We start from the raw sequence: 26,029 nt of genomic DNA, 5'->3' as shown, positions 1-26,029 counted from the left end.
CCTCATATAACTCCTTTATTTGTTGCAAAAATAATCTTTCGTTTAGGCTTCATTCCAGCAATCTTTAGTTCACCTTTGATGCGTTGTCTGAGGCTGAGCAAATCATTTATCTGAACTTCAGCATATCTCACCACATGGTCACCATATGCAATTGATACCACTCTTTCGCCACTCTGAAGCTTCTTTATTGCTTGTTCAACTTGAATTAGATAATCTTCGTTATACATTTACTACTCGCTGATCCATTTGCTTTTCACTATTTTCTTTGATTTTTTACTTTCTGGTTTTTCACTTAAACTATTCCATCTACTCTCTGGCCATCTATCTATTCCCAGTGCTATCGATGCTGCTCTTGCATAAATCCTACAGTCTAATACTTCATTTCTTTCTCTTACCTTTTGCCACTCTTGTTTGGTATAACCTTTTACTACTTTGCTGACTAATTGCTCTGCCGTTAGCTGCTTAAAATATTCAGGTGCATACTCGGGAAAATGACAGTATCCTGCTGGAGCTTCTTCACCGTCCTTTAAAACATTAAGTAATTGAAAAAGTTCTGACTTTAAAATCGATACTCCCACTGGCCAGAGCTTTATTCCTCTTTTTAGCTTTTGACCACCAACTGTTATATCTACTCTACTTGGGCTGCTAAGTGGTACTAGAGCTTTATTTACACCTTTCACTGCCATTACTCTTCCAGAGCCTTGATGACCTCTTACCCAATTGTATACTTCTTGTGTCGCATACCCAGCATCAACCGCCATCATACTTATCATGTATTCAAGACCATTTTCACCGATAAAATGATGATTTAAGAGCTCAGAGAGTTTTCCCCATACTTCTCCTCTTCCAGTATCACCTTCAAATACTCGGTATTCTATTGACCAACTTTCGCGGCTTTTTCCCCATGCTACAACTTCTACTTCTAAACGATCTTTTTGGACATCTACTCCTGCAGTAAGCACCACTTCTCTCCTAGGTACTGTGCCTACGGGAAAAAATTCTCTCCTGTTAAATAATTGCTTCCAATCTGGTACTTCTCCTTTGTCTACCCAGGTTTCTCCAAGCGTAGTATTTATCCATACTTTTAGTAATTGTTCACTTTCTTTTGCATGAAGAAAATCTTCTACTGCTTGAGTCCAGCTATACCAGCCTACTGGACTATAAAGACTTGAAAGATGAAATCCTTTTTTCTCACCTTTTACTCTATTAGTAGGCCTCCATTCTCCACGCTCAAGCATCTCTGTCTTTTGATGATTTTCTATTTTGCCGCTACATTCAGTGCAGACATAATGTGCTGTTCTTGAGTCATTGTTTTCCCATTTTATTTGTGACCATTTTAGAACTTGATAGTAATTACAATGCGGACAGGGAACAAAAAAATATCTCTTATCTGTTGCTTCAAATTCTTTCTCAATTCTGCTTATTCCATGAATTGTTGGTGTTGATACTAAAAAAATCTTTCGCTGTGCAAATGTATTAGTTCGAGCAATACTGAGCAGTACTGGATCACCTTCTCCTCCTGAATCTCCTGGATAGGCATCTATTTCATCAAGAAAGAGATATTTTACTGGCATGGATCTAAGTCCTACACTGCTATTCGCTCCAGTTATTACTACTATTCCACCTGGAAACTCCTTACTTTGTACAGTATTGCCTGAGTCTCTTGATCTTGGGTCTTTTACTTTACTCTTTAAACATGGTGTACTCTCTATCAACGGTGCAAATCTTCCTTTTGACCAACGCTTTCCCATTTCAACTGTCGGCTGTACTACTAGCATTGGCCCTGGCGTTTGATCGATGATATAGCCAATCCAATTATTTCCTGCTTCTGTTCCTCCAATCTGTGCTCCTTTCATGAATACTACTTTTTCTGCTGGTGAGGACGGAGATAGTGAATCCATGATTTCTTTTAAATAAGGAGTTCTCTCTGTTCTCCATTTCCCTGGCTCTGATGCTGCAGTTGCTGCTAAAACTCGATACTCATTCGCCCACTCTGATACTTTAAGCTGGGGATCTGGTCTTAAACCTTCAGAAAAAGCTCTAGCGTATATCATTGTCTGCATCTACTCATAATTGGTTCTATCTCAATACTGTTAACAGTAGAGTTTATTCCTCCACACTCCTCCAATTCCATAAACATCTTTTTCTGAAATTCGTTTTCTATATATCTTTTACTCATCTCACTTATCATTATTGCTATAACAAGCGCAAATACTCCTGTTACTGTTGCAAAAATGATTGCACTGCTTATTGTTGTTGCTGTTAACCCTATACATACCGCTATTGCTACTGCACTTACTGAGGTAAAAATACAGATCACATTATTGTATTTTCTTACTTTTGCATCTCTATATTCTATACATCTATAATAAACTGGTACAGACTTGCCTATCTCATCTGGTAATTTGATACTCTTTTCTTTAAATAAAGTTTTTAGCAATTCTAAATTATTTGACTTGATTGCTGAGTGCAGAACAGGTGTATAGTTTGCTCCTTTTTTCAGTAGTAATTTTACTACATGTAAATGTCCTTTTTCTGCAGCAAGGTAAATCGGTGATAGACCTTTATTGTTTGAAATATCAATATCAATTTCTTCTTTTAAAATAGACTCTACAAGCTCAACTTCTCCCATTTGTGCAGCTAAATGGAGTAGACTATTCTTCTCAGAACCGTATTTATTACTCACCAAAGCCTTCTTTATCTCAGGTTTAGCGTAATCAAATGGTGTTTTGCCGCTATCGTCTTTTACCAATGGATCTATATCTTCTCGCGTTAGTAAGACCTCTATTGTTTTAAGTCTTTCAGCGTAATGTAGTGGTGTTTTATTTTCGTAGTCTTGCAAATTGACTTGAGCATTAGGCTCCCTTATTAAGCATTTGAGGATATCCAAACACAGATCTCTTTCATCGTAATTAGTATTACTTACAGCTATATGAATAGGTAACAATTTCATTGAGTTTTGTCCCATGCGCGTGCTATTTACATCTGCTCCAAGCTTTAGCAGTAACTTTACTATCTCCAATTTTTTGTTATTAACTGCATAGTGCATTGGTGTCTGATTCCGTGCATCAAAGACATCTATTTCAGCTTTTCCTTCTCTTATCAAAATCTTTACAACTTCTGCATGTCCTATTCCTGCTGCTAGATGTAATGGCGTATGATGCAGAGCATTTCGTACATTAACGTCAACACCTTTTCCTATCAAATATCTAACTGCATTAACTTCACCTATCATTGCAGCTAAATGAAGTAAGTTATCTTGTTCTGATCCGTATTTGTTATTAATTAGCGCTTGTAATATTTCTGCTTTTTTCCCTTCTTTGGCGTAATCAAGAGATGTTTTACCATCATTATCTTCCACAAAAGGATTGATATTCTTTTTCGTAAGTAGCAGATCTATCATGCTTAATTCATCAAACTCTATAGCACAATGTAGTGGTGTCTTTCCATTTAATCCTCTAACATTAACATCTAATCCAGGTTGATTGATGAGACACTTTATTAACTCTAAACTTAAGTTATCAGCCATTTTATATTCAAAATCTTTCTTATATTTGAAATTTAGTATTAGATAATTCTTCAAGTGAGTTTGTAATCTCTTCAGTGAGCGTCTTATGAATCTTTTCAGTGTCACTTAGTGATGCAAGCAGTGCTGAAACTCTATTTGGAATATTAAGCAAATTATTACGGACAACTCTTGCTACATTAAATGCTTCGTTTTTTACCTCCTCTACTGCTACAAGTTCACCAATCTCAGCTTTTGCCTTTGCCTCAAGCAGTTTACCTCGTTCCATTTCATTTTTTATTCTAGTTTTTAGCAACATCGTAGAAAGGTTACTTGTACTTTCTGGATTTTTCCTCCTCAGTGGCTGACTTGGATCTCTTATTGCTGCCACCGCTTCATTTGCTTGTTCTCTATTTACCAAACCATCCTCCAACTCAACTATTCCTTTCTTTACTAAATAACAGACATATTGCTTTGATACTCCTATCTCTCTTGCCCATTCCGTCTGCGTGATTTTTTCCACTCTTTTCCTCCACTTTTTTTGCTCCTTTTTACGAATTTTCTTCTTGAATTTCTGCAAAAGTTTTACCAGTACTGGCTAAAAGGGCATCTCTTCCGGTATATATTTGCCAACGTTTTATGGTTACATCTACAAATTTTGAATCTAACTCTATTGTCCTGCAAATTCTTCCTGTTCTCTCACATGCAATCAGTGTACTTCCAGAACCGCTAAATGGATCAAGTACTATGTCTCCTGATCTGCTGCTGTTTACTATTGCTCTCTCCATTAGCTCTACTGGCTTCATTGTTGGATGTAATGAGTTATGTGTTGGCTTATCATAAAACCACAGATCACTTTGATTTCTACCCCCATGCCACTCACGTTTATTGCCGCTTTTCCATCCATAGAGCATTGCTTCGTATTGTCTTTGATAATCTGATCTTCCTAGCGTAAAGTGATTCTTTGCCCAAATGATAAATGTTGACCATTTCCCTCCCGCTTCCTCAAATGCTTTTTGCAACGTTGAAAACTCTGATGATGATATGCAGATGTAAATTGCACCTTTCGTATATGCTAAAATATGGGAACAGATGTCGTAGAGAAAAAGTTCGTACTTTTCACCTTGATTATCATTTAATATCTTTTTGTCTTGGCTATTACCATAATCAACGTTATATGGAGGATCACAAACAGTAATGTCTGCCATTTTATCATCTAACAGCGCTTTATATGATTCAACTACAGAGCTATCACCACAATAGATTCTATGATCACCTAAAATCCAAAGATCACCTGGCTTTGTTATTTCTACCTTTTTGTCATCAACAACTAAGTCAGAAAGATCTTCTTCTTCACCATCTAAATCATCAAGAAAGTTTTGAACTTTTTCTAGCTCAAATCCAGTCATTTTAAGATCAAACTGCAAATCTTCTAATTCTTGAATTTCCACCTTCAAAAGATCATCGTCCCATTTTGCCCAGTTAGCTGATTGATTTGCCAGTAACCGAAAAGCTTTAGTTTGTGGTTCATTTAAATTATCACTTAAAACAACAGGAATGCTCTCCATACCAAGTTTTCTTGCTGCTTTAAGTCTTAAATGACCATCAACCACAGTGCCATCGCTTTTTGCAACTATTGGTATACGAAAGCCAAATTCCCTGATTGAAGCACACATTCTATTTACTACGTCATCATTTTTACGTGGATTACGCTCATATTCGACCAGATTTTGAGTAGGATAATAGTGGATTGCTAAATTCATATAATTACTGTACTAATTAAAAAGTTAATATTCAAAATATCTCTGACGCTAAAGAAGGCCTGGGGTCTGACCCACCAAACCCGCCATTATGGCCGAAAGGACCCACTTTTTATGGATTTTTCATCTTATTAATATCTTTACTAATATAGAACATTAATGCCAAAGCATCGGCCTCATTATCATCTCTAGGTAAAAAACTTTTTTCACGTATCGCTTCAATAACTTCACTCTTACTTGCATTGCCTTTGCCTGCTATAAAGCGTTTGATAGTTTTAACATTAACACCTTGGTAGGGAATATTGTTCTCTTCACACCAAGCAGATAGAACGGCAAGAAAACCACCGTAGCAATGAGCGGCATCAGTTCCTAAGTGTCTTCTTACTTCCTCAAAATACACTGCAGAAATGTCCTTCAAAGAATTAAGCCAATTACGAAAATTCAAGAAGCACATGCCACCTCCGCTAAAACGGCTACCATGAAAACTTTTGCTCCCACTTTCAATTACTCCATCTGTTAGAATTGCCCAGCCTGTCTGTTTACCGAGGTCCAGTGTTAGGATTGACATTATTTAAAACTATAAGTAGCACTGATTCCAAAATATCGTCTGGTTCCTCGAACGTACTATCAAAAAGCGGTTTATAGTTTTTTTGTTGGCCAACAACGGAAATTCGAGAATCATGTGCTACTCCTAATACCAAGTCCCGTTAGTAATAAAACAAATGAAAAAGAGCTCTTTTTGCCTATAACTGGGGAATTAAGCAAATTTATAACGTGTTCCATTTGTCTTCCCAATAACGAATATTGGTATAAGAAGTATATGGATTAAGGTTGTCTACGTTATAGTAGCTCTTTCAACTACCTCTTAACAGATATATACTAGAAATGAGGTTGGAAATTTGATTTGCACTAAATTTTTTTTGTTTGAGTTAAGTTATTTCTTCTCAATTACGCAACTTAGCAAACACTTTGTTTCTCTTGCTATCAGCTAATTTAAAGGTTTTCTGGGAACACTCAATAAAAAAAGATGAGAGATACAAGGAACTTATGAAAGCTGTTGCAAAGTGAGTTTTCTCCTTCATACAAATTTTTTCTTTACAATGAATAAAAACGGTGTTAAACTTACCTGTAAGTTTATTTATATCAATCTAATCATTAGTAGTACTTTTTATTTGCTTTTCAAAGGGTGTTAAAGGAAGTGTATGAACAGGAATCATAATGAAATTTTATTCTATGAAACAGATGATGGAAAGGTATGTATTGAAGTTAGATTTGAAAATGAAAATCTATGGCTTACTCAGAAACATATGGCTGAGTTATTTGGCTGTTCAACTGATAATATTTCATTGCACCTAAAAAACATTTATCTATGTAAAGAACTAGATAAAAACTCAACTACCGAGGAATCCTCGATAGTTCAAAAAGAGGGAGAAAGAGAAGTAAAACGTGATGTGGTTTTCTACAATTTAGAGGCTGTGATATCAGTTGGTTATCGTGTCAATTCAGAGCGTGGTGCTGCTTTTCGCACATGGGCAACTGATAAGCTAAAGAAGTATATTTTCAAAGGTTTCGTGATTGATAGCAATAGATTTAAAAATGGCTCTAGATTTGACACTCGGTTTTTTGATGAGTTGCTTGAAGAAATTAGAGAAATTCGTGCAAGTGAGCGTATGGCTTATCAGAAAATCACAGACATTTATGCAACTTCAGTAGACTATGCAAGCTGTTCAACTGAAACAAAAAATTTCTTTGCTATAGTGCAGAATAAATTGCATTTTGCTATTACTGGAAATACAGCAGCAGAAATTATTGCTAACAGAGTGGATAGAAGTAAACCTAATATGGGATTAACAAATTGGCGTAAGGGGCCTAAGGGAAAAATCTTTCTTTCTGACACGCAAGTAGCAAAAAACTATTTAGATAAAAATGAAATTGCTCAGCTAAACAGAATAGTAAATATGTATATAGATTACGCAGAGTTTCAAGCTGCCAGGGGTAAAGTAATGTATATGAAGGATTGGAAAGAGAAACTCGATGCATTTTTAAGATTTAATGAGCAAGATATATTACAGAATTATGGCAAAACCTCTCATGAAGTAGCAATTGCCCTAGCTACAAAAGAATATGAGGTATTTAGAAAAACACAGGATAAGTCATATAAGTCAGACTTTGATAAATTGGTGGAAGAAAAGAAAAGTCTTGATCAAAAAAGTGTAAAAACTTAGAGCTAAATTTCATAAAAGTAAAAAACAATTTAGAAATGCCTTTTAATTGAGTTTTAAGCTATCTTGTTGGTGGGTTGTATAATCGCTTTGAAACTTAATTGTAGTGGCTTTTACCTTTTTGCAGAAGTTAAGTTTTCTGAGTAGTAAGATGAAAGTAGTATATGTTAATTCATACTACTTATTATTATATAATAATAGAAAACTTTAGAGACTGAAAACTGGTCAAAACCCCTCAATATTCCTAAGTTTTTTGCCACCTAAACCAGATTGCAGCTCAGAAATCTGTCAACCCTTAAACTATTGAAAATACATCATTTTTTTGCTAGCAGAAAGTACCAGATCTCATAAACTGCACCAGATTCTGCCAAGACTCTGGAGTCTGGTATTGTAGCTGAGATCTAATTATAGTAAAGCCAAATGTTTGAATCTTCAACTGGCACAATACTTCCATATTCTGGCGATTTGTAATCGGTTGGTAAAATCTTTTCATACACTGTAATATCCTTATTTAGTTGGTTTGTAACTTTCTCTTCCATACCTTCAACACAAGTGTAAAAATGTCTACGAGAACGTTCTGCATCTAACTTATGACCATATTTATAAGCCTCTGATATGCCAGCAGTTATTGATTTATATTTTGATGGAATAGCATACGTAATTCAAACATCAGTTGACGACTACTTTGCCTGTTTGAAAAAATATTTTACAACGAATAAAAGACGTGATAAACTAAAATGAAGTTTTTTTATAACAAGTAAAAATTTAAAGTAGAAAATAATTTAGAAGTCCCTTGTAATTGAGTTTTAAGCTATTCTACGTAAGCAACTTAGGTCTTGGTGGTATAATTGTACCCCAAAGTCATAGAATCGTTTTAAATCCGCATTAAAAGCTATTTCTTGTATTTATGAATATTTTAAGACCTTTCCAGTTCCCCTAACTTCTTTTTTCTTCACTCCCTAAGCATTACTTTAATTCTAGTTAACCTCATTATATTTTCATATTGTTTATTATTATTTGTTATTAGTATATATATATGTATAGTGTTATTTACATATTATAATAATATATAAGATTTTCGGAAAGTGGAAAGCTAGCTACTGTAGCGGGTTTTAGGGCGATCTGATTCATTAAGTCTTTTGGAAATGGAAAGATAAAGTCTTATAGATATTAAATGGATAAAAATACTGAATTTCAATGGTTTAGGTGTATTATATTTCTGTTTCCTTATTTTGAAATTTTGCCGGAAATCACGGAAACTATAAAACTCAGATCGGCCTAGCCAAAGTAATGAAATACATCAAGCTTGCCTATAGTTGCGAAATTTGTATTCCCAGTTTGGCTTAAATGCTTTTTGTATGACCCATTTTTTTAATAAAAGTTTTTTCAAGTTTGTAATTAACCTTTTATTATAGCAGATTTATGCTGATGGCTGTAATACCAAGTCCCGTTAGTAATGAAACAAATGCAAAAGAGCTCTTTTTGCCTATAATTGGGGAATTAAGCAAATTTATAACGCGTCCCATTTGTTTTCCCAATAACGAATATTGGTATAAACTGTTTTTAAAGACTATTAGCAACTTTGAATTTCCCTGCACCCAGCTTAAATTTACCTTCACCTCTTGCAAAAGGACCAGTTGGAACATCAAGCCACTTATCTTCTTTTGAATCTGCAGCCATACCTTTTACTATCTTATTTTCATTTAGCAAACTCTGTACTAAACGTTCAAGTTTATGTCTGCTAGCATTATGAAACATGGGTGGTAATTTATGCCGTTGCTTGAAAACTCCAGGACCACCTGTATGCGTAAATGGATGGCCTTCGTGGGCTGAAAGTTTAATGTAGTGAATAAGTATATTTTTTAACTCTTCATCAGAGGACTTAATAGCATTAATTTGTTCAGATATATCTTCTAGCAAGCCTGTTGATGAACGCGAATAAGTTCTTACACTTCTGTCTGCTGCCCCATTGGACTTAACCACTGCTCCCTGATAAATTTTACTATGAGTTCTTTCAAGCTTTAGTGTATTACACACTGAATTTTGATGCTCTACTGGTGCAGGCCATAATGCAAAAGAGCATCTAACTCCATCAACAAGTGCAGTTGTACCTCTTATTGCATCTCTTGCTTGTTCTACGGTTGTAATTGATCCACATTTAGGTTTTCTCATATGATGTGCAGCAATTACAGTCGCTCCTGTTTCAGTTGCCAAACTTGCAAGCAATCCTGTTGAATACCACCCAAGTTCTGGATCTGAATTTATATCAGCATGAACAAACGATACTAATGGATCAAAAATAATCAGTTTTAAATTTTCAATTGCATTTAATTGTTCGCTAATACCTTCAAATTTTTCTGAAGTTTCAGGACATTTACCACGCGTATTGGTTTTTATTATAGAAAATGGTCCTCCTGTGTTTGGCATAGGTACAATAAATACACGATCCTGGTACTTTGCTCTATTACCTTCAGGATCAAGACGTTCTAAGCGACGATGTATCTCATCTGCATCATCTTCTGCTGAAAAAATTACCACTGATCCGTGCTCTTTTACAAGCGAACCAAAACCACAGATCTGATCTGTATCACTTGCAACTTTGAGGGCTAAATCAAGTAGTAGCATTCCTTTGCCTGTATCTCCCATAGCAGCTACTATTGAAGTAACGCCTAAAGGAAATAACCCTTCAACTAGGAACTTTTGTGTTGGTACTTCACCTAAATAACGGCTGAGATTCCAATCTAAAATATTGAGTTTATCATTTTTCTTTAACCTCCTTTCAATAAACTCAGAAGCTCTTATTCCTTCTAACACACAATCAGCAGCATCCCAGCCTTTTGTTTTATTTTGTGGAATATTAAGAATAACAAGTGATTCAACTCCGATCTCTAAAAGCTTTTTTTCAGCATTTTTTGCGTATTTATTACCTGCTTCATCATTATCTGGCCATATAATAATATGTTTACCCTTTAGGGGCGACCAGTCTGTTTTATCAACATCTGCGTTTGCTCCAGACATTGTTGTTGTAGCTACAATTCCTTGTTCTATCAGCGCTTCTGCACATTTTTCTCCTTCAACCAGAATAACTTTATCAGACTTTAAGATTTCTGGAATGTTGTAGAGTGGCCTTATCTCTGGTGCTGCAAACTTAGATTGTTTGACATCAAAAGGCTTGTATACTTTTTTCTTTCCTGGAGGATCAGAACGGTAAACTTTTACAATTACCTGGCCATTTTCATCATAATAATTCCAACTGTGGGTAATAAATTTCTCGAAGTCTTCATCAACATATTGTTTCTCGATGTATTTTTTATTATTTCCGAGCCATTCACTTATTGAAGCTATTACCTCAGGAAACTCTGTCCTTGCATTCTTTCTATGCACAGCTGCCCAAAGGTCGATAATGTCACCACCTTCTCCAGTTGCAAAATCATTCCATAACCCAGCTCTACTGCCACTTAATTCTACTACCAGACTTTTTCCTTTGTTACCATGCACATCACCTACGTAAAACTTATCACCACGAAAAGTTCCTCTTGGCAAAAGGTAGAAAAGGCAAGATCTTATGTTAAGCAATAGTTCTGTTTTATCATTTAAAGATTTAGAATCGATATTCATAATAAAACCACAAATAACCTTATATAAGAGTTATTCAAGTTTTGAAGGCTAATGTTTACATCGACATTATTTTAAATGCTACCGCAATTATTCTCAAAAAAAAGCAAGCGAATATCAATAGGTTAAAAATTGCACCGCAATTATTTAAATTTCCCCGAACCTGCAATTAACCGTCTATAAAGGTCATCCTTGACAGTTAGTTATTCAAGGAGCTTCAATGAAATCAAAGAATTCTTACTCGGGGATTGATCCCATAATTGTTAAGTACGTCAGACATTACGCAAAATGCATAAAGAATTTAAAGTGTTTTGTTCATGAAAGTCTTGAAGATATTGAGCAAGAACTTTTCTGTATGATTTGGCCTACTATTGAGAAATATGACGAAAGTAGAAGCTCTTTTTCTACCTTTGTATGTCAACTTGTTAAGTGTCGAGCTATTAATTTTATCAATAAGCAACTCTGCAAAAAACGCGGTGGCAGAGAAGGTATATTCTATGTTGATCCTGATGATCTACATGAAGTAGTTGATGATAGATGTCATTTTATCACTGAAATCACAACTCGTATTGATATGAACGATGTTATCTCAACACTACCCCAAGAATGGCAAGTACTATGCAGACAACTGGAATTTTTCAGCGTTCCAGAAATAGCTGAAATAAATGGAATACCACGCACAACAGTTTATAACACTTTGCAACGAATAAGACGGCACATAAAAATTTTTTTTAGCAAATCAAACAACAAGTAACAGTTCTAGTATAACTCTTATAGGAGGGCCATGATATATGACTTTAAAAATAATAAACAGCAAAGAAAGGACAAAAATGGTCACAGGTGTAAAGATAGTAATCTTTGGTCCTTATGGTATAGGTAAAACTAGTCTCTTAAAGACCATAAATGAACCAACACTTTGTCTTGATTTTGAAGCAGGACTTCTTGCCGTTCAAGACTGGAAAGGAGATTCAATCGAGATGCGCACTTGGAATGAGGCCAGAGATATTGCTTGTCTTATTGGTGGGCCAAACCCTGCACTAAAATCTGATCAAGCATACAGCCAAAGACACCATGAACATGTATCTGGCAAGTATAAAGATCTTCTTTCTGAAGTTTCTAAATACCGATGCATCTTTGTAGATAGTATAACTGTTGCTTCACGTTTATGTCTATTATGGGCAAAAATGCAACCGGAAGCTTTTTCTGAGAGAAGTGGAAAGCAAGACATGAGAGCTGCTTACGGAATGCTTGCTCAAGAAATGATGGCTTGGCTCAATCAATTTCAACATATTCGAGATAAAGACATCATCATAGTTGGCACATTAGGTCAATATCTTGATGACTGCAATCGTTCAACATGGCTGCCTCAATGTGAAGGAGCTAAAACTGCTAGTGAAATTCCTGGGATAGTTGATGAAGTAATTAGCATGGTTGGAATCAAGAAAGATGATGGCACAGAGGTTCGCTCATTTGTCTGTCAGACTATTAACTCTTGGGGATATCCAGCTAAAGATCGTAGTGGCTGCCTGAATATGGTTGAAGAACCTCATTTGGGTAAATTACTTGCGAAAATTAAAGCCAAAACCTTGGCTTCTGTTGCCTAAATTTAATTTTAAAAGGAGTAATATGGAACAAAGCTTTTTCAATATCGGTCAAAAAATTCCCTTTTTCAGTGTGAAAGAATACTTGAATGATCAAACGCCAATACCAGAGGATATAATCTCACCAAGAATTCTAACTAAAAGAGGTTTGTTAGTATTTGGTGGCCCTCCTAAGATTGGCAAAAGCGACTTTTTGATCTCTTGGCTTGTTTACATGGCTGCTGGTAGATCATTTCTCGGTATGACACCAAATAGACCTTTGAAAATTTTCTACATGCAAACTGAAATTGAATATGAATATATGAAAGAACGTTTGCAACAACTTCAACTTGATGAGGAACTTTTGGATATAGCTGCTAACAACTTAATCATTACGCCAAAGGTGCACTTATCATTTAATCATGATGAAATGAGTGAAATTAAGGAAATTGTGAATGAACGCTTTAAACCTGATGTTTTGGCCATAGATCCATTACGTAACATCTTTAGCAGCGAGTATGGAAATGAAAATGATAATAGTGCTATGCTGTTTTTTCTGCAAAAGACTCTTGAAAAGCTGCGCAGTGCTGTCAATCCAGATGCTTGTATTGTACTCACTCATCATACAAAAAAATTATCGAAAAAGATGCTGGAAGAAGATCCATTTCAGGGTTTAAGCGGTGCTGGTTCTTTGAGGGGATTTTATAGTACTGGCATGGTGATGTTTTCTCATGATGAAGAAAGTACTGTACGTCAGATAGTATTTGAACTGCGTAATGGTGAACGTGTGGCAAGCAAGCTTGTCGATAAGATAAATGGTCGTTGGGAGCTTGTAGACCAATGGAGCAGCTGATTCTTTTTTTTACTTAATTTATGGGGAACAATATGCTAACAGATTTTTTAACTGATTTTAATACTGCGAAACCAAGGAGTAGCTTAATACCAGCGGGTACCATAGCAAAAGTATTGGTTAAAATTTGTCCTGGAGGCTATGAACCAAATGGCTTACTGACGAAAAGTAAAAATACTGGCAGCATTTACTTAAATCTCGAATTTACTGTGGTAGAAGGACCATACTCAAAACGTAAGATCTATCAAATCTTTGGTATTCAAGGGAGTAAACTCAACGAAAATGGAGAAGATGTCTGGGGAGAAATGGGTCGTTCGATGATTAGGAGTATTTTGGAGTCAGCTCGCAATATCTATCCTCATGATGATCGAGAAGAAGCAAATCTTGCCCGTAAAATTAAATCCATTTCAGAACTAAATGGCCTGGAATGTTTAGTTAAGATTGGCACAGAAACTAGTGGATATGGTGAAAAAAATAAGATTATCTCAGTGATTACTCCAGAATATGGTAGTTACGCGAGTTTTATGAAGGCAACAGTTAATTGGAATTAAAAAATTTAAAAGTAAAAAAATAAATATGGGGGATATATGGATTTTTGGAGTATTACAGAAAACTTTTTGTGGAAAGATTCTGAAGATGTTTTAGGAATTAGATCACTGCTACTTCATAATATTAAAGCATGCATTTCTCATCTTTTTCCTAATGGAAGATTCTATAAAAAGAAGTTTTGTATTGCTGATCTACAAAAGGACCAAATCGTAGTCGACATGAAGGCAGGAAATTGGTCTAGCCTAGTTACCGGTAAAAGTGGAGATATCATCAGTCTTTGGGCATTTGTTACTGGTAAAACTAAACTTTTTGACGTTATTGGCTTAATATCAAAATGGCTCAATGCTGAAAGATTCATTTACCGTGATGAAAACGGCAAAGACATTATTTATGTCTATCTTTATAATGATAACAGTTGTTATGCTTGGAATACTAAAACGCGCAGTAGTAATTCAAAGCCACTTTTCAACATTCCTGAAATCATAAAATCAGACAGAGTAGTTATAGTAAAAGGCGAAAAATGTGCTGAAAAATTAACAAATCATGGTATCACAGCAACAACAGTAATGTTTGACTCAATTGATCAGACAGACTTTTCACCTCTTAATGGAAAGCAGATCATCATTTGGCCAGACAATAATGAAGTAGGTAAGCAGTATGCTGAAAAAATAGCTAATAAGCTGAGTAACCTAAAGTGCTCTATTCTCAACATTCCAGAAGGTAAAAAGAGTGGATGGAGTGCTCTTGATGCTATTGCAGAAGAAATAGATATAAACCGGCTGTTAATATCAGCCAATCCAGTAGTTAAAGAAAACATCTCAGCTTTTTCTGTAAAGCAGTATTTAAACGATAAGTCACCAATACCAAAAGATATAATTTCCCCAAGAATCTTAATACCAGGTGGATTATTAGTATTTGGTGGTACTCCTAAAGTGGGAAAAACTGATTTTTTGATTTCTTGGCTCGCTAATATGTCAGCAGGTGTTCCATTTTTTGATATGGTACCAGTAAAACCTCTAAAAATCTTTTATCTACAAACTGATGTTGGCTATCACTATATGCGTGAGAGACTACAACAACTTAAGATTGACAGCAAACTTTTGAACTTAGTTGTCAATAACTTTGCTATTACATCTGATACTAATTTACTACTTGACGAGAGTAAAGTTTATAATACCGTGAAACAATTTTTCAACCCAGCAGAGGTAGATGTTATCGTTATTGACTCTTTACGCAATGTCTTTAACTATAGAAATGAAAATGACAACAATGTTATGTATTCCTTTTTGCAGGAAAAAGTCGAAAAGTTACGTTCTACAATTAATCCAAGTGCAGGAGTTATCTTAACTCACAATGTTAATAAAAAGCTTCCTAAGGAAAATCCTTTTCAAAGTTTAAGTGGTGCAAGCAGTTTAAGAAATGTTTATACTTCTGGTATGCTCATGTTAAAACCAATCGAAGAGGAAAATATTCGCCAGTTAATGTTTGAGTCAAAAAATGGTCAGTCCTTGCCAACAAAGTTTATCAGTAAGGTTAATGGCAGTTGGTATTCACAAGTTTGCGGTATTTAGTATGCAAAAGAATAGGGTTTAAAGAAGAAGGTTTTTCGGAATTTGGTGTAATGAATGAACCAGATACATTTGTGTGTTTAACTGAGAATAAGGAAATACAAGAGGTGAAGCAGAAATTTACCTTTTTAACATAAGAGTAAAGGGATTAAGACGATAACCGTGTTCTTTACAAGTTAATTCTGGCCAACCAATGGTTTGAATAACATCATCACGTTTAATGCTTAATCCCAATTGATTGGCTAGTTTTTCTTTTATCGTTCTTTGCATTTTATTCAGAGGATATCTTATTTGTTGTTCTAAATCTGTAATTTCTGAATGAAAAGTTAAACGGTCTGCTATTTTTTCAATGCTAAGGGGCATATGTTTCTCTAACGGTACATCATTTTCAAAATCATTAAGGAATTGTTTGAATAAAACACTAAAAATACTAATACACAATGTAGCTCGTTTATTTACTACTTCAATATCATTAATGTAAACTACACCATGTGAAAACTTTAGTTGTAGAACCTTTTTTGGTGATTTAGGTTTGACTTCCTTTAGTGAAATAATGGGAAATATTTGCGTGGAGACATTAGCAATTAATTCTGGTATAGCTGCTCCACAAAGTATTTCATTTAAAGTTTTATGCTCACAAAAAAGATCAGACATTTTTACAATAGGTAAAACTAATGGCAAGTTTGGTACATATTCTCTTACGGTAATTAGAATAGTGGGCTGAATTCTCAGTTTATCTACGGTTAAATGTACTGCATCAGTGCAAAGGTCAAGAATAATTACGCTTACTATACTACTTTGGCTGCTTATGTGATAAACTCCTTCTGCTGCTCTTCGCCAGATTAATCTTGAGCCGCTTAATAAATCCTCGAACCAACTTGCAATTTTTTCTAAGTTAAGATTGGTTGATAGTAGGTGAAATCGTTGTTTTTGATGTGTATTTGGTAAAATGTAGCGACAACAATCTTCACAAATCATGTCATCACACTCTTCATCAAAATCTCGACTAATAGGAATTTCATTATTACAATCTGGGTAGAATACATTAGGCCAATCTAGATGGTCTTCTATGCGGGAACAAATAATAAAATCAACTTCTTTTAGCTTAATAAAGCTGAGGTCAGACAACCACAATGCAGTTTCTAAATAAGCTTTACTAGGATCAATCCAAGAGTCATGAGATCTCAGAATATCTGCAACAGCTTGCTTTTGGGAGGATTGTAAGTCCATAGGTTTCTTTCATTAATGATTTAAAATCTTCACGCTCTTTTTTATTAAGTATGTGCTCTGAGTAATAAATAATAGTATAATGTTCATTTCTTTTAAAGAACAGAGTTACTTTCTTTTCTAGAAATACAATACGAATAGATTCAACAAGTGAATTATCTTGCTCAATTGTTAGTTTTAGCATTTGTAATTCCCTAGCAATTGAGTTAACTGGATTAGTAACTACAACTAAGTACGTGTCTTTTTTCAGCTGAGTTGAACGAAATTTTACCTCAAATAGACAAATATTAGGATCAGTACCTTCTATGGAAGATTTTAAGAATGTTGCAACAAGAAGTGTACAATTCTGGTCTTTCATGTCGATAAATAAGCATTCACATTCAAAATAATTACTTACGATGCTATTTGCTATTTTTAGGCTTTCATTAAAATCCTTAGCACACAGGTTTACTTGATTACCATGAAGTGAAAAATCCAGAATAATCCAACTTGGTCTATATCCATGGATAATACGATTTGAATTGAAGAGTAGGTCCTTATCGCTAGCTCGACGTATAAACACATATATACGATTTTGGTGATAGAAAAAACCTTGTAGTTGAGTTTCAAAGCCATCATCTTTTTCAGCATCGTATTCTTTTAGTAATCGGTAAGTAACTTCTTTTGATATAAAGTTTTTAAATGGAGTTTTCATCTGCCTTGGAGAGTTCTGTAAAGTAAAAGATGAAAATCCTCTCTTTTGTACTTTATCAAAATGGTAAACACATTTGATTAATTCTGGGTCACTATGGAATAAAGCAAAAACTAAGGATTTTTTATCATGTTTGTTATTTTTACATAAAAAGTTTGCGATCAACTCTTCAGCCAAAACAGACCTTGCTACTTCAACAACAGCAGACTCAAGTTTAGAATGGTTGAAGTGGCTAAGTAGATAATAGTTGAACAAAGAGTCTGAGCAACCTATAAGCATTTTGCGTTGTTCTTGAACTGAAATATCATCATGCTTCTGAAATTCAAACAATTGGCCATTTTGCTTATGTGCAAAGGAATACTGAAAAATAACATTTAGTTGTCTACCTGAAAGAGAATAAAGCCAATTTTTACGTATTTCTTCATCTTGAAAGCTAGTCAGCCAATGATCTACTGGCATTTCCAAACTACTCTCCCAGAATTCTCTACTAGGATAAAGATTAACCATATATTATGTGTAATATAATACGCTACATTTAACATAATTCAAAAACTAGTCAACGGTAAAAATTATAACAAAGATTTAAGAAAACAAATCGATAAAAATATTTTTCTTTCACTTAAACATACAACAATGAAAAATGTATATATTAAGTAATAGGTCTGCGTAAAAAGGGAAATGTCAATACTCACAGAGTCAGGAAGAGCAGCAATAGCAGCAAGCATAAAAGAGCAACCAATACATCTTGCTTGGGGCAGTGGTGATGCCAATTGGGAAAGTAGTCATCAAATCGAAAAAGTTTTTGTTGAGGATGAAATAGCCCTAGATCACCATCCCATTAAAGACGTAAAAGTTTTTATCGGACAAACAACTTATCAGCCAAGTGTTGACTATACAGTTGATAGTAGTACTGGTCTAATAAAACGTACGGAAAATAGCTCTATTCCAGTAAGTGATAAAGTTACTGTACAGTATACTGAAAGCACACCACCTGAACCTATAAATTCTATAAAGCTCTTGAATGAACTTGGCAGACGTACTGCGGATGAAGTGCTATTCTGCACAGGTGATGAAAATGGCGAACTTATAACTCCTTCTGGAAGGTTTAGGCCCTTAAATGTACCAACTAATAACTTGTACCTTAAATTTACTTTCGATTTCACGGACGCAGCAAATCAAGTTATACGGGAATTAGGGGTTATGGTTGGTACTAAAATAAAAGAAGGATTACCTGAAGGACAGAGATATTTCGAGCCAAAAGACGTGGAAAATCCTGGAATTTTGTTAGTTTTAGAACATACAGTACCACTTATCAGAACTGCAGCAACCAGGGAAACTTTTTCATTTGTTGTAACTTTTTGAATTTTTCTAGCATTAAATGACTTTAAACGCCTATTATAACCGCTTTAATCCTGACAAAGAATACGAAAAAAGTTTGTTCCTGGCAGGAAGAGGTCTACAATCAGCAGAATTAAACGAAACTCAGGAGTATGCTCTCTCTAAGCTTAAAGGCATAGGTGATGCAATATTCCGTGATGGTGATGTTATAGCAGGAAGCAATTGTATTATAGATAGAGAAACTGGTAAAGTTACGCTTGAATCAGGAAAAATCTATCTGCGTGGAGCAGTTAGAAAAGTCGAAAAAGAAGAATTTATTATTCCACTGAGTACCACAGTTCGCATCGGTGTTTTTTTCGCCCTATCTACCATTACAGAACTTGAGGACGAAAATCTTCGTGATCCTGCAGTTGGTACAAGAAACTATCAGGAAGTAGGCGCAGCAAGGCTTAAAGTTTCTACCATTTGGGGTTATCAATCTGAAGGTGTTTCTTCCCCTTTTTCTGTAAATGGAGAATTTTACCCAATTTACAATATTGAAAATGGAGTATTGATAGAACATTCACCACCACCACAAGCAAATATAGTAACTACTGCGCTTGCTCGTTATGACAAAGAAGCCAATGGTTCCTACGTCGTAAATGGTCTTGAAGTAATGTTCCTGCAAAAGGAAGAGGGAGAAGGAGGAAAAAAAATATTTGTGATTAATGAGGGCAAAGCTCATGTTGATGGCTATGAGATTGAACTTCCTCACAGTATTCGTGTTTCTTTTGATGAAGATCCGGATATAAAATCAGTTGAATCAGAACCACATACTTTTCAGCCAAATAGCCAAAGAGTAATGGAACTGAAGGTTAATGATTTTCCAATAAGTGAAATTAAAAAAGTAGATATAACTGTTCAGAAAACTATTACTGTTACTCACGGTTCATATTCTGGAGCTATTGATCCGATACCTGACTCTGCAGTACTTGAGATTATTCAAGTTAAACAAGGCAATGTTATTTATGAAAATAGTATAGATTACAAATTAAACGCAGGAAACGTTGATTGGTCATTACCAGGTAAAGAACCAGCTCCTGGAAGTAGTTACCTGATAACCTATCGCTGTCGCACTCATGTAAGTCCTGAAGATATAAGTGAAGAGGGGTGTAAAGTAAAAGGAGCAGTTGATAATAGTCTGGTTTTGATTGATTATACCTGGAAAATGCCCCGCTTTGATTTAATTACTATCGATAGCAAAGGAGTAGTAAGAAGAATAAAAGGAATTTCTCACCCTTGGCGACCATCGATGCCTAAAGCACCTAGCGGACAACTTCTGCTTTGCTATATTCATCAGACGTGGAAAAAAGGCGAAGGGGTAAAAATAGTGAATAATGCTATTCATGCTGTACCGATGAATGAGCTTGAAGCAATGAAAAAAGGAATAAATGATCTTTATGCTCTTGTTGCACAGGAACGTCTACGCAGTGATGCAAATTCAAGAGAACCTACCACCAAAAAAGGAGTATTTGTTGACCCATTCTTTGATGATGATATGCGTGATCAAGGAATTTCGCAGCTTGCAGCAATAGTAAATAGAGAGCTAGTTCTGCCAATAGATGTAGAAGTTGCAGATATTGAAAAAGGTGGGGAAAGATATCTTTTGCCATATGAACTTGAACCGGTACTGGAGCAGCTTTTACAGACTAAAGGAGAAAAGATCAATCCATATCAAGCTTTTGATCCAGTCCCGGCGCAAATTACTCTAAATAAAAACATTGACCACTGGACAGAGGTTACCACGAATTGGAAAAGTCTAGTAACAAGAGTATTTAATGTTAAAGAAACGACAGAGCTGCTGTCAAGTACTTCATACGAAACTGAATTTATGAGAGAAGCAACTCAAAATTTTGAGATTGAAGGTTTTGCAACTGGTGAAAAGCTTAAGAAATTAAAGTTTGATGGAATTTTTATTCAACCTCAAGCATAGAAAATATTTGAAAGAAAAACATGATCGCAACATTTATTGCTGATAACAGAGGAAAAATAAAAGGAAGATTTACTGTACCAAGAAACATTCCTGCTGGGACTAAGTTAGTGCAGTTCTTCGGTGATAAAGGCAGTTATGGAGAAGCAACTTATACTGGTAAAAAAACTATTACCATAGAGGAAAGAAGAAGAGTTATCGCAGCAAGAAGAGTTGATCCTTTAGCGCAAACATTTACGCTAAATGAGAGCAGACACATAGGAGGCGTGGAGCTATGGTTTATAAATAAAGGCAAAAAACGTGTTGTTGTGCAGATTAGAGAAACAGCAGTGGGAATGCCATCGCAGACTGTTATTGCTGAAAGCTATATTGAGCCGAAAGATATAAAAGTAGATGGCACAGCAACACGTATAGAATGGTCGCCAGTGTTTTGCCATGCAGGAGAGGAGCATGCAATAGTACTGCTTACTGATGATCCTGGTACTGCAGTAAAGATAGCAGAACTTGGCAAATATGATGCAGTAAATAGCCGTTGGGTAACAAGTCAGCCATATCAAGTAGGAGTATTACTGTCGTCTAGCAATGCAAGTACGTGGACTCCACATCAAAATTTAGATTTAACGTTTCGATTACTAGCTGCAAAATTTAGCGAAAGTTCTCACGTTATTGATCTGGGCAAAGTTACTGCAAATAACGTATCAGATTTAATTGTTTTGACGAACGTCGAAAAAGTAGCATTTGATACCAATGTAGAATTTATCTTAACAGATGAAGAGGGAAGAGAAAACTTTTTGTCTGATAATTTGCCACTTGCACTGCGTGAAAGATTATCTGGAGAGCTAACGGTAAAAGCAAGCCTAAAAGGAGGGCGAGAAAAAAGTCCAGTTCTTTATCCTGGGTTACAGCTAGTTATGGGTAATATAGGGGAAAAAGGAGATTATGTTACAAGAAGCATTACAGCAGGAGCTAACACTAAGATTACCATAACATATGATGCGCTAATACCTGGCACTGCAGACGTAAAAGCATATGTGCAGAAAAGCGTCAAAGAATGGCAGCTAGTAAATTTAACCTCGGGAAAACCAATAGGGGAAAATTGGGTAGAGAGAACTCATGTGCTAACAAACTTTAATGGTAATGAGACAAGGATAAAATTAGTTTTAAGTGGAACAGTTGTCTATCGTCCTAAAGTCAAAAATTTGCGAGTGATTATTACTTAAATCAATGCCAAATGACCAAAGCAAACGAGGATATACACTACCACATCCAGAAAATATTGCTGTGCAGGATGTTGTTCGTATCCGTACCACAATTGAGAAAATAGATGAAGATATTACCGAAAGAGAAGATGAGCATAATCAACTTAAGAGTAATTTTGAGCGGTTTAATTTTGAGACTTTTTTAAATTTTTGGAAATGAAAGAAGCAATATACCAAAGGATAAAGGATTTAGCAGCAAACAGCACACCTGATCAACTGGCATATCTTGCAAAATCGCTGGAATTGATAGCAGATAAAAAAGCTATTGCTGACATTGTGCAGATGACTGAGGTAAAAGAGATAATTGATTCACTACAAAAGAGGCTTAAGGATTTAGCAGCAAACAGTACACCAGATCAATTAGCATATCTTGCTAAAGCATTGGAATCAATAGTCGACAAAAGTGCAGTTTCTGAAATTGTACAGATGACTGATGGTAAGCTAAAAGAACTTCTTGATAGTGCAAAAAAACACTTAGCTGATCTGGATAATAAAAAAGCTAGTTCTTTAGCAGTGATCTCTGAATCAGAGAAGCAGTTATTAAAGAGAATTGATGAAAAAGGAACAACAAATTTATCGCTACTTGATACGAGAAAGAATGCCAATATTGCAGCAATAAATAGTGTTGGCAATGATCATAAAGATGGTCTTAAAGGTTTAGTGAATAACTTCCGTACTGTTAATGATGTGCCAAGTGGCTCATCAATTATTAGGGAAATAGAAACTCGAATTGAAAACATCCTTAATGAGGTAAAAACTCGGGATGAACAGTTAAAAGCGTCTCTTATAAATGAAATAAGAAAGCGCAACATGGTTGAACCAGGGTCATTACCTTTCTTATTTGGTGTACTTGGCAGAAAAAATAATTATTTTGGCCACGGAACTTTTACGACAGAGCTTGGAAAGTGGAGTAGTGATATAACAAAAACTGACTATATGTTACAACTACTAGCAGGTAGCCATACGTACAATACAGATTACGTTAGTTTTTATCGGCCAAGACAACTAAGTTTTATAGAGGGAAGTAAAGGAACATTTATTTACGGAGAGTTATGCACAAAAAGCTTTTCGGGTAGTTATGATGAGATATACTATTACCCATATGCTGCACTTGGAGTAGTATTTGTAAAAAATACAACCAATGTGAACATAAATAAAGCAATAGAATTTGTTGGATCATCGTATTCGAGTACGGAGTATGGGGGAGCAGGGTTATTTGTGGGAACACCAGATAATACCAATTCTAATAAATCAAGTATTTCAAGAATAATATGGAAAAATGTTTACCAATACACGAGTTCTGATAGCAAGTTAGCTGGATCTGGTAATGTGGAGATTCCAGCAGGAAAAACAGTTGCAATATTACTTTACACATCATCTTACCTGTATTCCAGGACACAAGTTAGTCAAGGTATGCTTGCATCAAATTATGTACATAACTATGGTCAATTTATTCAGTGGGGGATTTATAACATACGTAGCAATGTTCTAACTACAGGACTTGAAGTAGATGTGGAGAGAACGCTAAAAGCTTGGCAATGTCCAGGATTAGAACGAACTAATCAAATATGGCAATGAGGAGGAATTTATGACTATTTATATACGTTTTGAAAACCACAAGCAGATTGAAACAACAACACTTGAAAACAAGCCAACTGGAAATGATTGGCATGAAGCACCAGAAGATTTTGATTGGCAAAAAAGCTATTGTCTAACAGAAGGGGAGATGGTATGAATAAGTATTGCTTGGTTGGAAGCAAGAGAAGATAATGACTTCTCAGAGTGGATAGGTGGCAGGTTGGATATTTTTCTGAAGCACTTTCTGCTCAGGGAGTAGAAAGAAGACTTCGTAGGGGAGATTAACTGCCCCTGCCACCGAAAATCATCGTGAGGCTCACAAAATGTGATGACCTCGTATAGGAGTTTGGAACAACCGGCAATATTCTACTCTGATATATTGAAATATGCAATTGGAGGAAAAAATATGCGTCACATTGGAGTTGATTTACATACCAATAGTTTTACTGTTTGTTACTTACAGGAAGGGAAACCTGAGCATATTCAAACGTTTCGCTTAAAAGACTTGGATAATTTCACCAAAGATCTTCAAGAAACAGATGAAGTAGCCATAGAAGCAACAGGTAACAGCTGTTTCTTTTATGATGCAGTTTCACCTTACGTTAAACGCATAGTAATAATTGCTCCTGGGCAGTTTGAAGTTGTTCGTCGCTCTGTGAACAAAACAGATAAGCATGATGCACGAGCTATTGCTTTCTTTCTCAGCAAAGATATGTTGCCTGAGGCAAGGTGCAAAAACAAACAATGCCAGCAGTTAGCTTCTCTTCTTCAAATGAGAGATCAGTTAGTAAAGTCACGGGTATCTTTAATCAATAAAGTTCATGGTCTTTTTAATTACCATGGAATAAAAATTAAAAAAGAAGTACTTACAACTAAAGTAGGATTTGAACGTGCTACTCAAAAGCATAATTGGGATCCTTTAGAAAAAGTTGAAATTGAAGTGATTAGCTATCATTTAGAAGCTATCCGAGAAAGCCTTAAAAAGCTTGAAAAGGAAATTATAGCTTTCGCTAAACAACTTCCTGGGTTCAGCAATCTTATCAGCATAAAGGGAATAGGTCCAATTTCTGCAGCTGTTTTTATTGTAACAATTGGAGACATTAATGATTTCCGTAGACCTGAGAAACTTACTGCATATTTTGGAGTTGTGCCAAGAGTTTCTCAATCTAATCAGCAATGTACAATTGGAAGAATTACCAAACGAGGGTCAAAAATAGCGCGTACTTCTTTAGTTCAATGTACTTGGATTGCTGTACGTTACAGTCCTTACTTGAAAAGCTTTTATGAACATATAAAAAAGAAGCGTGGTTCTGCTAAGGCTATAACTGCTACTGCTAGGAAATTTCTTATAACTATTTTCTACACTCTTAAAAATAACTGGGTTTTTAAAGATTTTACAAAATTTGAAATTTTTACTGGACAATAATCATAGGAGAAAAATGTTACCGAAGATTTTAAAGAATTTTAATGTATTTGTTGATGGTCGTGGCTATGCAGGAAAAATAGATGAAATTACCCTACCAAAACTTACCATAAAAATAGAAGAGTATCGTGCTGGTGGTATGGATATTCCAATAAATATTGATATGGGCATGGAGAAACTTGAAGCAGACTTTACTTTCGCTGAGTATGATTCAGAACTATTTAGACTTTTTGGCTTGATAGATGGAAACTCAGTATCTTTAACGCTCCGTGGAGGAATGCAAGGTAGTGGTAGCAATGAGGTTGAAGGAGTAATTATCAACCTTAGAGGCATATTCAAAGAATTTGATTTTGGTAGCTGGAAACCTGCTGAAAAAGCAACGCTGAAGTGTACTGTAGCTGCTCATTACTATAAACTTACCATAGGTGGCAATGAGCTGATAGAGATCGATGCTGAAAATATGATAAGAAAGATAAATGGCGTTGATCAAATGGCCTTGCTGCAAACGGTTTTAGGAATATGAAAACTTATTTGAAATTTTATTTTTTAAGGAGAAGCATATTAAAATAACTTTAAAAGTGTAAAAATATTTTATTTTTTAGGAGAATTTTATGAAAACTATAACACTAAACAACCCAATTACAGTTGATGGAATTTCTGTCTCAGAGTTATCGATGCGCGAACCTAAAGTAAGAGATTTACTTGCTATAGAACGTATAGAAGGAGAAGCCTTGAAAGAAGTAGCTTTAATTGCTAATCTAACATCCGTGCCAAAAGAAGCAGTTGAGGATTTATGTATTAAAGATTATGTAGAAATACAAAAGGTGCTAAAAGATTTTTTGTCACCGCTGGAACAGAGAACTTAAAGTATAATGTATTACTACTCAGTTCTATT

General features: G+C 35.2%; 25 protein-coding genes. 15 read left to right on the top strand and 10 right to left on the bottom strand.

Going from position 1 to position 26,029, the window contains the following annotated elements; all coding sequences use genetic code 11:
* Positions 1–2 precede the first annotated feature (2 nt).
* The 6 genes from NL281_RS05395 to NL281_RS05370 all read right to left on the bottom strand — a co-directional run bounded on the left by NL281_RS05395 (position 3) and on the right by NL281_RS05370 (position 5,833).
* A complete protein-coding gene (locus NL281_RS05395; RefSeq protein WP_114517459.1) occupies positions 3–227 on the bottom strand; it encodes a gpW family head-tail joining protein in 225 nt (74 codons plus the stop codon).
* Positions 228–230: 3 nt separating this feature from the next.
* The gene (locus tag NL281_RS05390) at positions 231–2,054 is read right to left on the bottom strand and encodes a phage terminase large subunit family protein (protein ID WP_253303084.1); all 1,824 of its coding nucleotides are present in this window, start codon (positions 2,052–2,054) and stop codon (positions 231–233) included.
* Entirely contained in the window at positions 2,051–3,529 is a 1,479-nt protein-coding gene (locus NL281_RS05385) for an ankyrin repeat domain-containing protein (RefSeq protein WP_253303083.1), read from the bottom strand. The genes NL281_RS05390 and NL281_RS05385 overlap by 4 nt, the downstream gene beginning before the upstream one ends.
* Before the next feature lie 19 nt (positions 3,530–3,548).
* Positions 3,549–4,028 carry a hypothetical protein gene (locus tag NL281_RS05380; RefSeq protein WP_253303082.1) on the bottom strand — a complete coding sequence of 160 codons (480 nt, stop codon included), beginning with the start codon at positions 4,026–4,028 and terminating at the stop codon, positions 3,549–3,551.
* A gap of 28 nt (positions 4,029–4,056) precedes the next feature.
* On the bottom strand, positions 4,057–5,268 hold the full coding sequence (locus tag NL281_RS05375) for a DNA modification methylase (RefSeq protein WP_253303081.1): 1,212 nt from the start codon (positions 5,266–5,268) through the stop codon (positions 4,057–4,059).
* A gap of 109 nt (positions 5,269–5,377) precedes the next feature.
* On the bottom strand, positions 5,378–5,833 hold the full coding sequence (locus NL281_RS05370; RefSeq protein ID WP_253303080.1) for a crossover junction endodeoxyribonuclease RuvC: 456 nt from the start codon (positions 5,831–5,833) through the stop codon (positions 5,378–5,380).
* A gap of 634 nt (positions 5,834–6,467) precedes the next feature.
* Here NL281_RS05370 and NL281_RS05365 point away from each other — a divergent pair.
* Positions 6,468–7,490, top strand: coding sequence for a virulence RhuM family protein (locus NL281_RS05365; RefSeq protein WP_172758862.1), 1,023 nt, complete (start codon positions 6,468–6,470; stop codon positions 7,488–7,490).
* Positions 7,491–7,888: 398 nt separating this feature from the next.
* Here NL281_RS05365 and NL281_RS05360 read toward each other — a convergent pair whose 3' ends face one another.
* Together NL281_RS05360 and NL281_RS05355 are read right to left on the bottom strand one after the other, a co-directional pair.
* Complete coding sequence (locus tag NL281_RS05360; RefSeq protein WP_019236431.1) at positions 7,889–8,026, bottom strand: hypothetical protein; 138 nt, start codon at positions 8,024–8,026, stop codon at positions 7,889–7,891.
* A 1,024-nt stretch (positions 8,027–9,050) separates the two neighbouring features.
* Positions 9,051–11,105, bottom strand: a complete 2,055-nt coding sequence (locus NL281_RS05355; RefSeq protein ID WP_253303079.1) for an AAA family ATPase — start codon at positions 11,103–11,105, stop codon at positions 9,051–9,053.
* 217 nt (positions 11,106–11,322) lie between these two features.
* Here NL281_RS05355 and NL281_RS05350 point away from each other — a divergent pair, with 217 nt between their 5' ends.
* Genes NL281_RS05350 through NL281_RS05330 form a run of 5 tightly spaced genes read left to right on the top strand, consistent with a single transcriptional unit; the run spans position 11,323 to position 15,652 of the window.
* Positions 11,323–11,856 (top strand): RNA polymerase sigma factor, encoded by a 534-nt coding sequence (locus NL281_RS05350; RefSeq protein WP_017532588.1) that lies wholly within the window; start codon positions 11,323–11,325, stop codon positions 11,854–11,856.
* Between the two features lie 37 nt (positions 11,857–11,893).
* A complete protein-coding gene (locus tag NL281_RS05345) occupies positions 11,894–12,706 on the top strand; it encodes an ATP-binding protein (protein ID WP_019236434.1) in 813 nt (270 codons plus the stop codon).
* A 22-nt stretch (positions 12,707–12,728) separates the two neighbouring features.
* Complete coding sequence (locus NL281_RS05340; RefSeq protein ID WP_019236435.1) at positions 12,729–13,535, top strand: AAA family ATPase; 807 nt, start codon at positions 12,729–12,731, stop codon at positions 13,533–13,535.
* A 32-nt stretch (positions 13,536–13,567) separates the two neighbouring features.
* Complete coding sequence (locus NL281_RS05335; RefSeq protein ID WP_026097204.1) at positions 13,568–14,083, top strand: hypothetical protein; 516 nt, start codon at positions 13,568–13,570, stop codon at positions 14,081–14,083.
* A 36-nt stretch (positions 14,084–14,119) separates the two neighbouring features.
* A complete protein-coding gene (locus NL281_RS05330; RefSeq protein WP_019236437.1) occupies positions 14,120–15,652 on the top strand; it encodes an AAA family ATPase in 1,533 nt (510 codons plus the stop codon).
* 117 nt (positions 15,653–15,769) lie between these two features.
* On the opposite strand, the gene NL281_RS05325 is transcribed toward NL281_RS05330, so the two are convergent.
* Positions 15,770–16,879, bottom strand: coding sequence for a hypothetical protein (locus NL281_RS05325; RefSeq protein ID WP_253303078.1), 1,110 nt, complete (start codon positions 16,877–16,879; stop codon positions 15,770–15,772).
* Positions 16,824–18,026: a hypothetical protein gene (locus NL281_RS05320; RefSeq protein ID WP_230440372.1), complete on the bottom strand. Its 1,203-nt coding sequence runs from the start codon at positions 18,024–18,026 to the stop codon at positions 16,824–16,826. The genes NL281_RS05325 and NL281_RS05320 overlap by 56 nt, the downstream gene beginning before the upstream one ends.
* Before the next feature lie 219 nt (positions 18,027–18,245).
* Between NL281_RS05320 and NL281_RS05315 the strand changes: the two genes are divergently transcribed.
* The 9 genes from NL281_RS05315 to NL281_RS05275 all read left to right on the top strand — a co-directional run bounded on the left by NL281_RS05315 (position 18,246) and on the right by NL281_RS05275 (position 26,000).
* On the top strand, positions 18,246–18,929 hold the full coding sequence (locus NL281_RS05315; protein ID WP_253303077.1) for a hypothetical protein: 684 nt from the start codon (positions 18,246–18,248) through the stop codon (positions 18,927–18,929).
* A 16-nt stretch (positions 18,930–18,945) separates the two neighbouring features.
* Positions 18,946–20,877 (top strand): DUF4815 domain-containing protein, encoded by a 1,932-nt coding sequence (locus tag NL281_RS05310; RefSeq protein WP_253303076.1) that lies wholly within the window; start codon positions 18,946–18,948, stop codon positions 20,875–20,877.
* Between the two features lie 20 nt (positions 20,878–20,897).
* Complete coding sequence (locus NL281_RS05305) at positions 20,898–22,094, top strand: hypothetical protein (protein ID WP_253303075.1); 1,197 nt, start codon at positions 20,898–20,900, stop codon at positions 22,092–22,094.
* A 4-nt stretch (positions 22,095–22,098) separates the two neighbouring features.
* Positions 22,099–22,293 (top strand): hypothetical protein, encoded by a 195-nt coding sequence (locus NL281_RS05300; protein ID WP_065094988.1) that lies wholly within the window; start codon positions 22,099–22,101, stop codon positions 22,291–22,293.
* Positions 22,290–23,711, top strand: coding sequence for a hypothetical protein (locus NL281_RS05295; RefSeq protein ID WP_253303074.1), 1,422 nt, complete (start codon positions 22,290–22,292; stop codon positions 23,709–23,711). Before NL281_RS05300 ends, NL281_RS05295 begins: the two co-directional genes overlap by 4 nt.
* Before the next feature lie 10 nt (positions 23,712–23,721).
* Positions 23,722–23,868, top strand: coding sequence for a hypothetical protein (locus NL281_RS05290; RefSeq protein WP_253303760.1), 147 nt, complete (start codon positions 23,722–23,724; stop codon positions 23,866–23,868).
* A gap of 249 nt (positions 23,869–24,117) precedes the next feature.
* Positions 24,118–25,137: an IS110 family RNA-guided transposase gene (locus NL281_RS05285; protein ID WP_253303708.1), complete on the top strand. Its 1,020-nt coding sequence runs from the start codon at positions 24,118–24,120 to the stop codon at positions 25,135–25,137.
* Positions 25,138–25,150: 13 nt separating this feature from the next.
* Positions 25,151–25,657, top strand: a complete 507-nt coding sequence (locus NL281_RS05280; RefSeq protein ID WP_253303073.1) for a phage major tail tube protein — start codon at positions 25,151–25,153, stop codon at positions 25,655–25,657.
* An 88-nt stretch (positions 25,658–25,745) separates the two neighbouring features.
* Positions 25,746–26,000 (top strand): phage tail assembly protein, encoded by a 255-nt coding sequence (locus NL281_RS05275; protein ID WP_019236447.1) that lies wholly within the window; start codon positions 25,746–25,748, stop codon positions 25,998–26,000.
* Positions 26,001–26,029: the final 29 nt, after the last annotated feature.

This window comes from Wolbachia endosymbiont of Phyllotreta cruciferae (assembly GCF_918697765.1).
In the GTDB taxonomy this organism is placed as follows: domain Bacteria; phylum Pseudomonadota; class Alphaproteobacteria; order Rickettsiales; family Anaplasmataceae; genus Wolbachia; species Wolbachia pipientis.
This window is presented reverse-complemented; position numbering and strand designations above follow the sequence as displayed.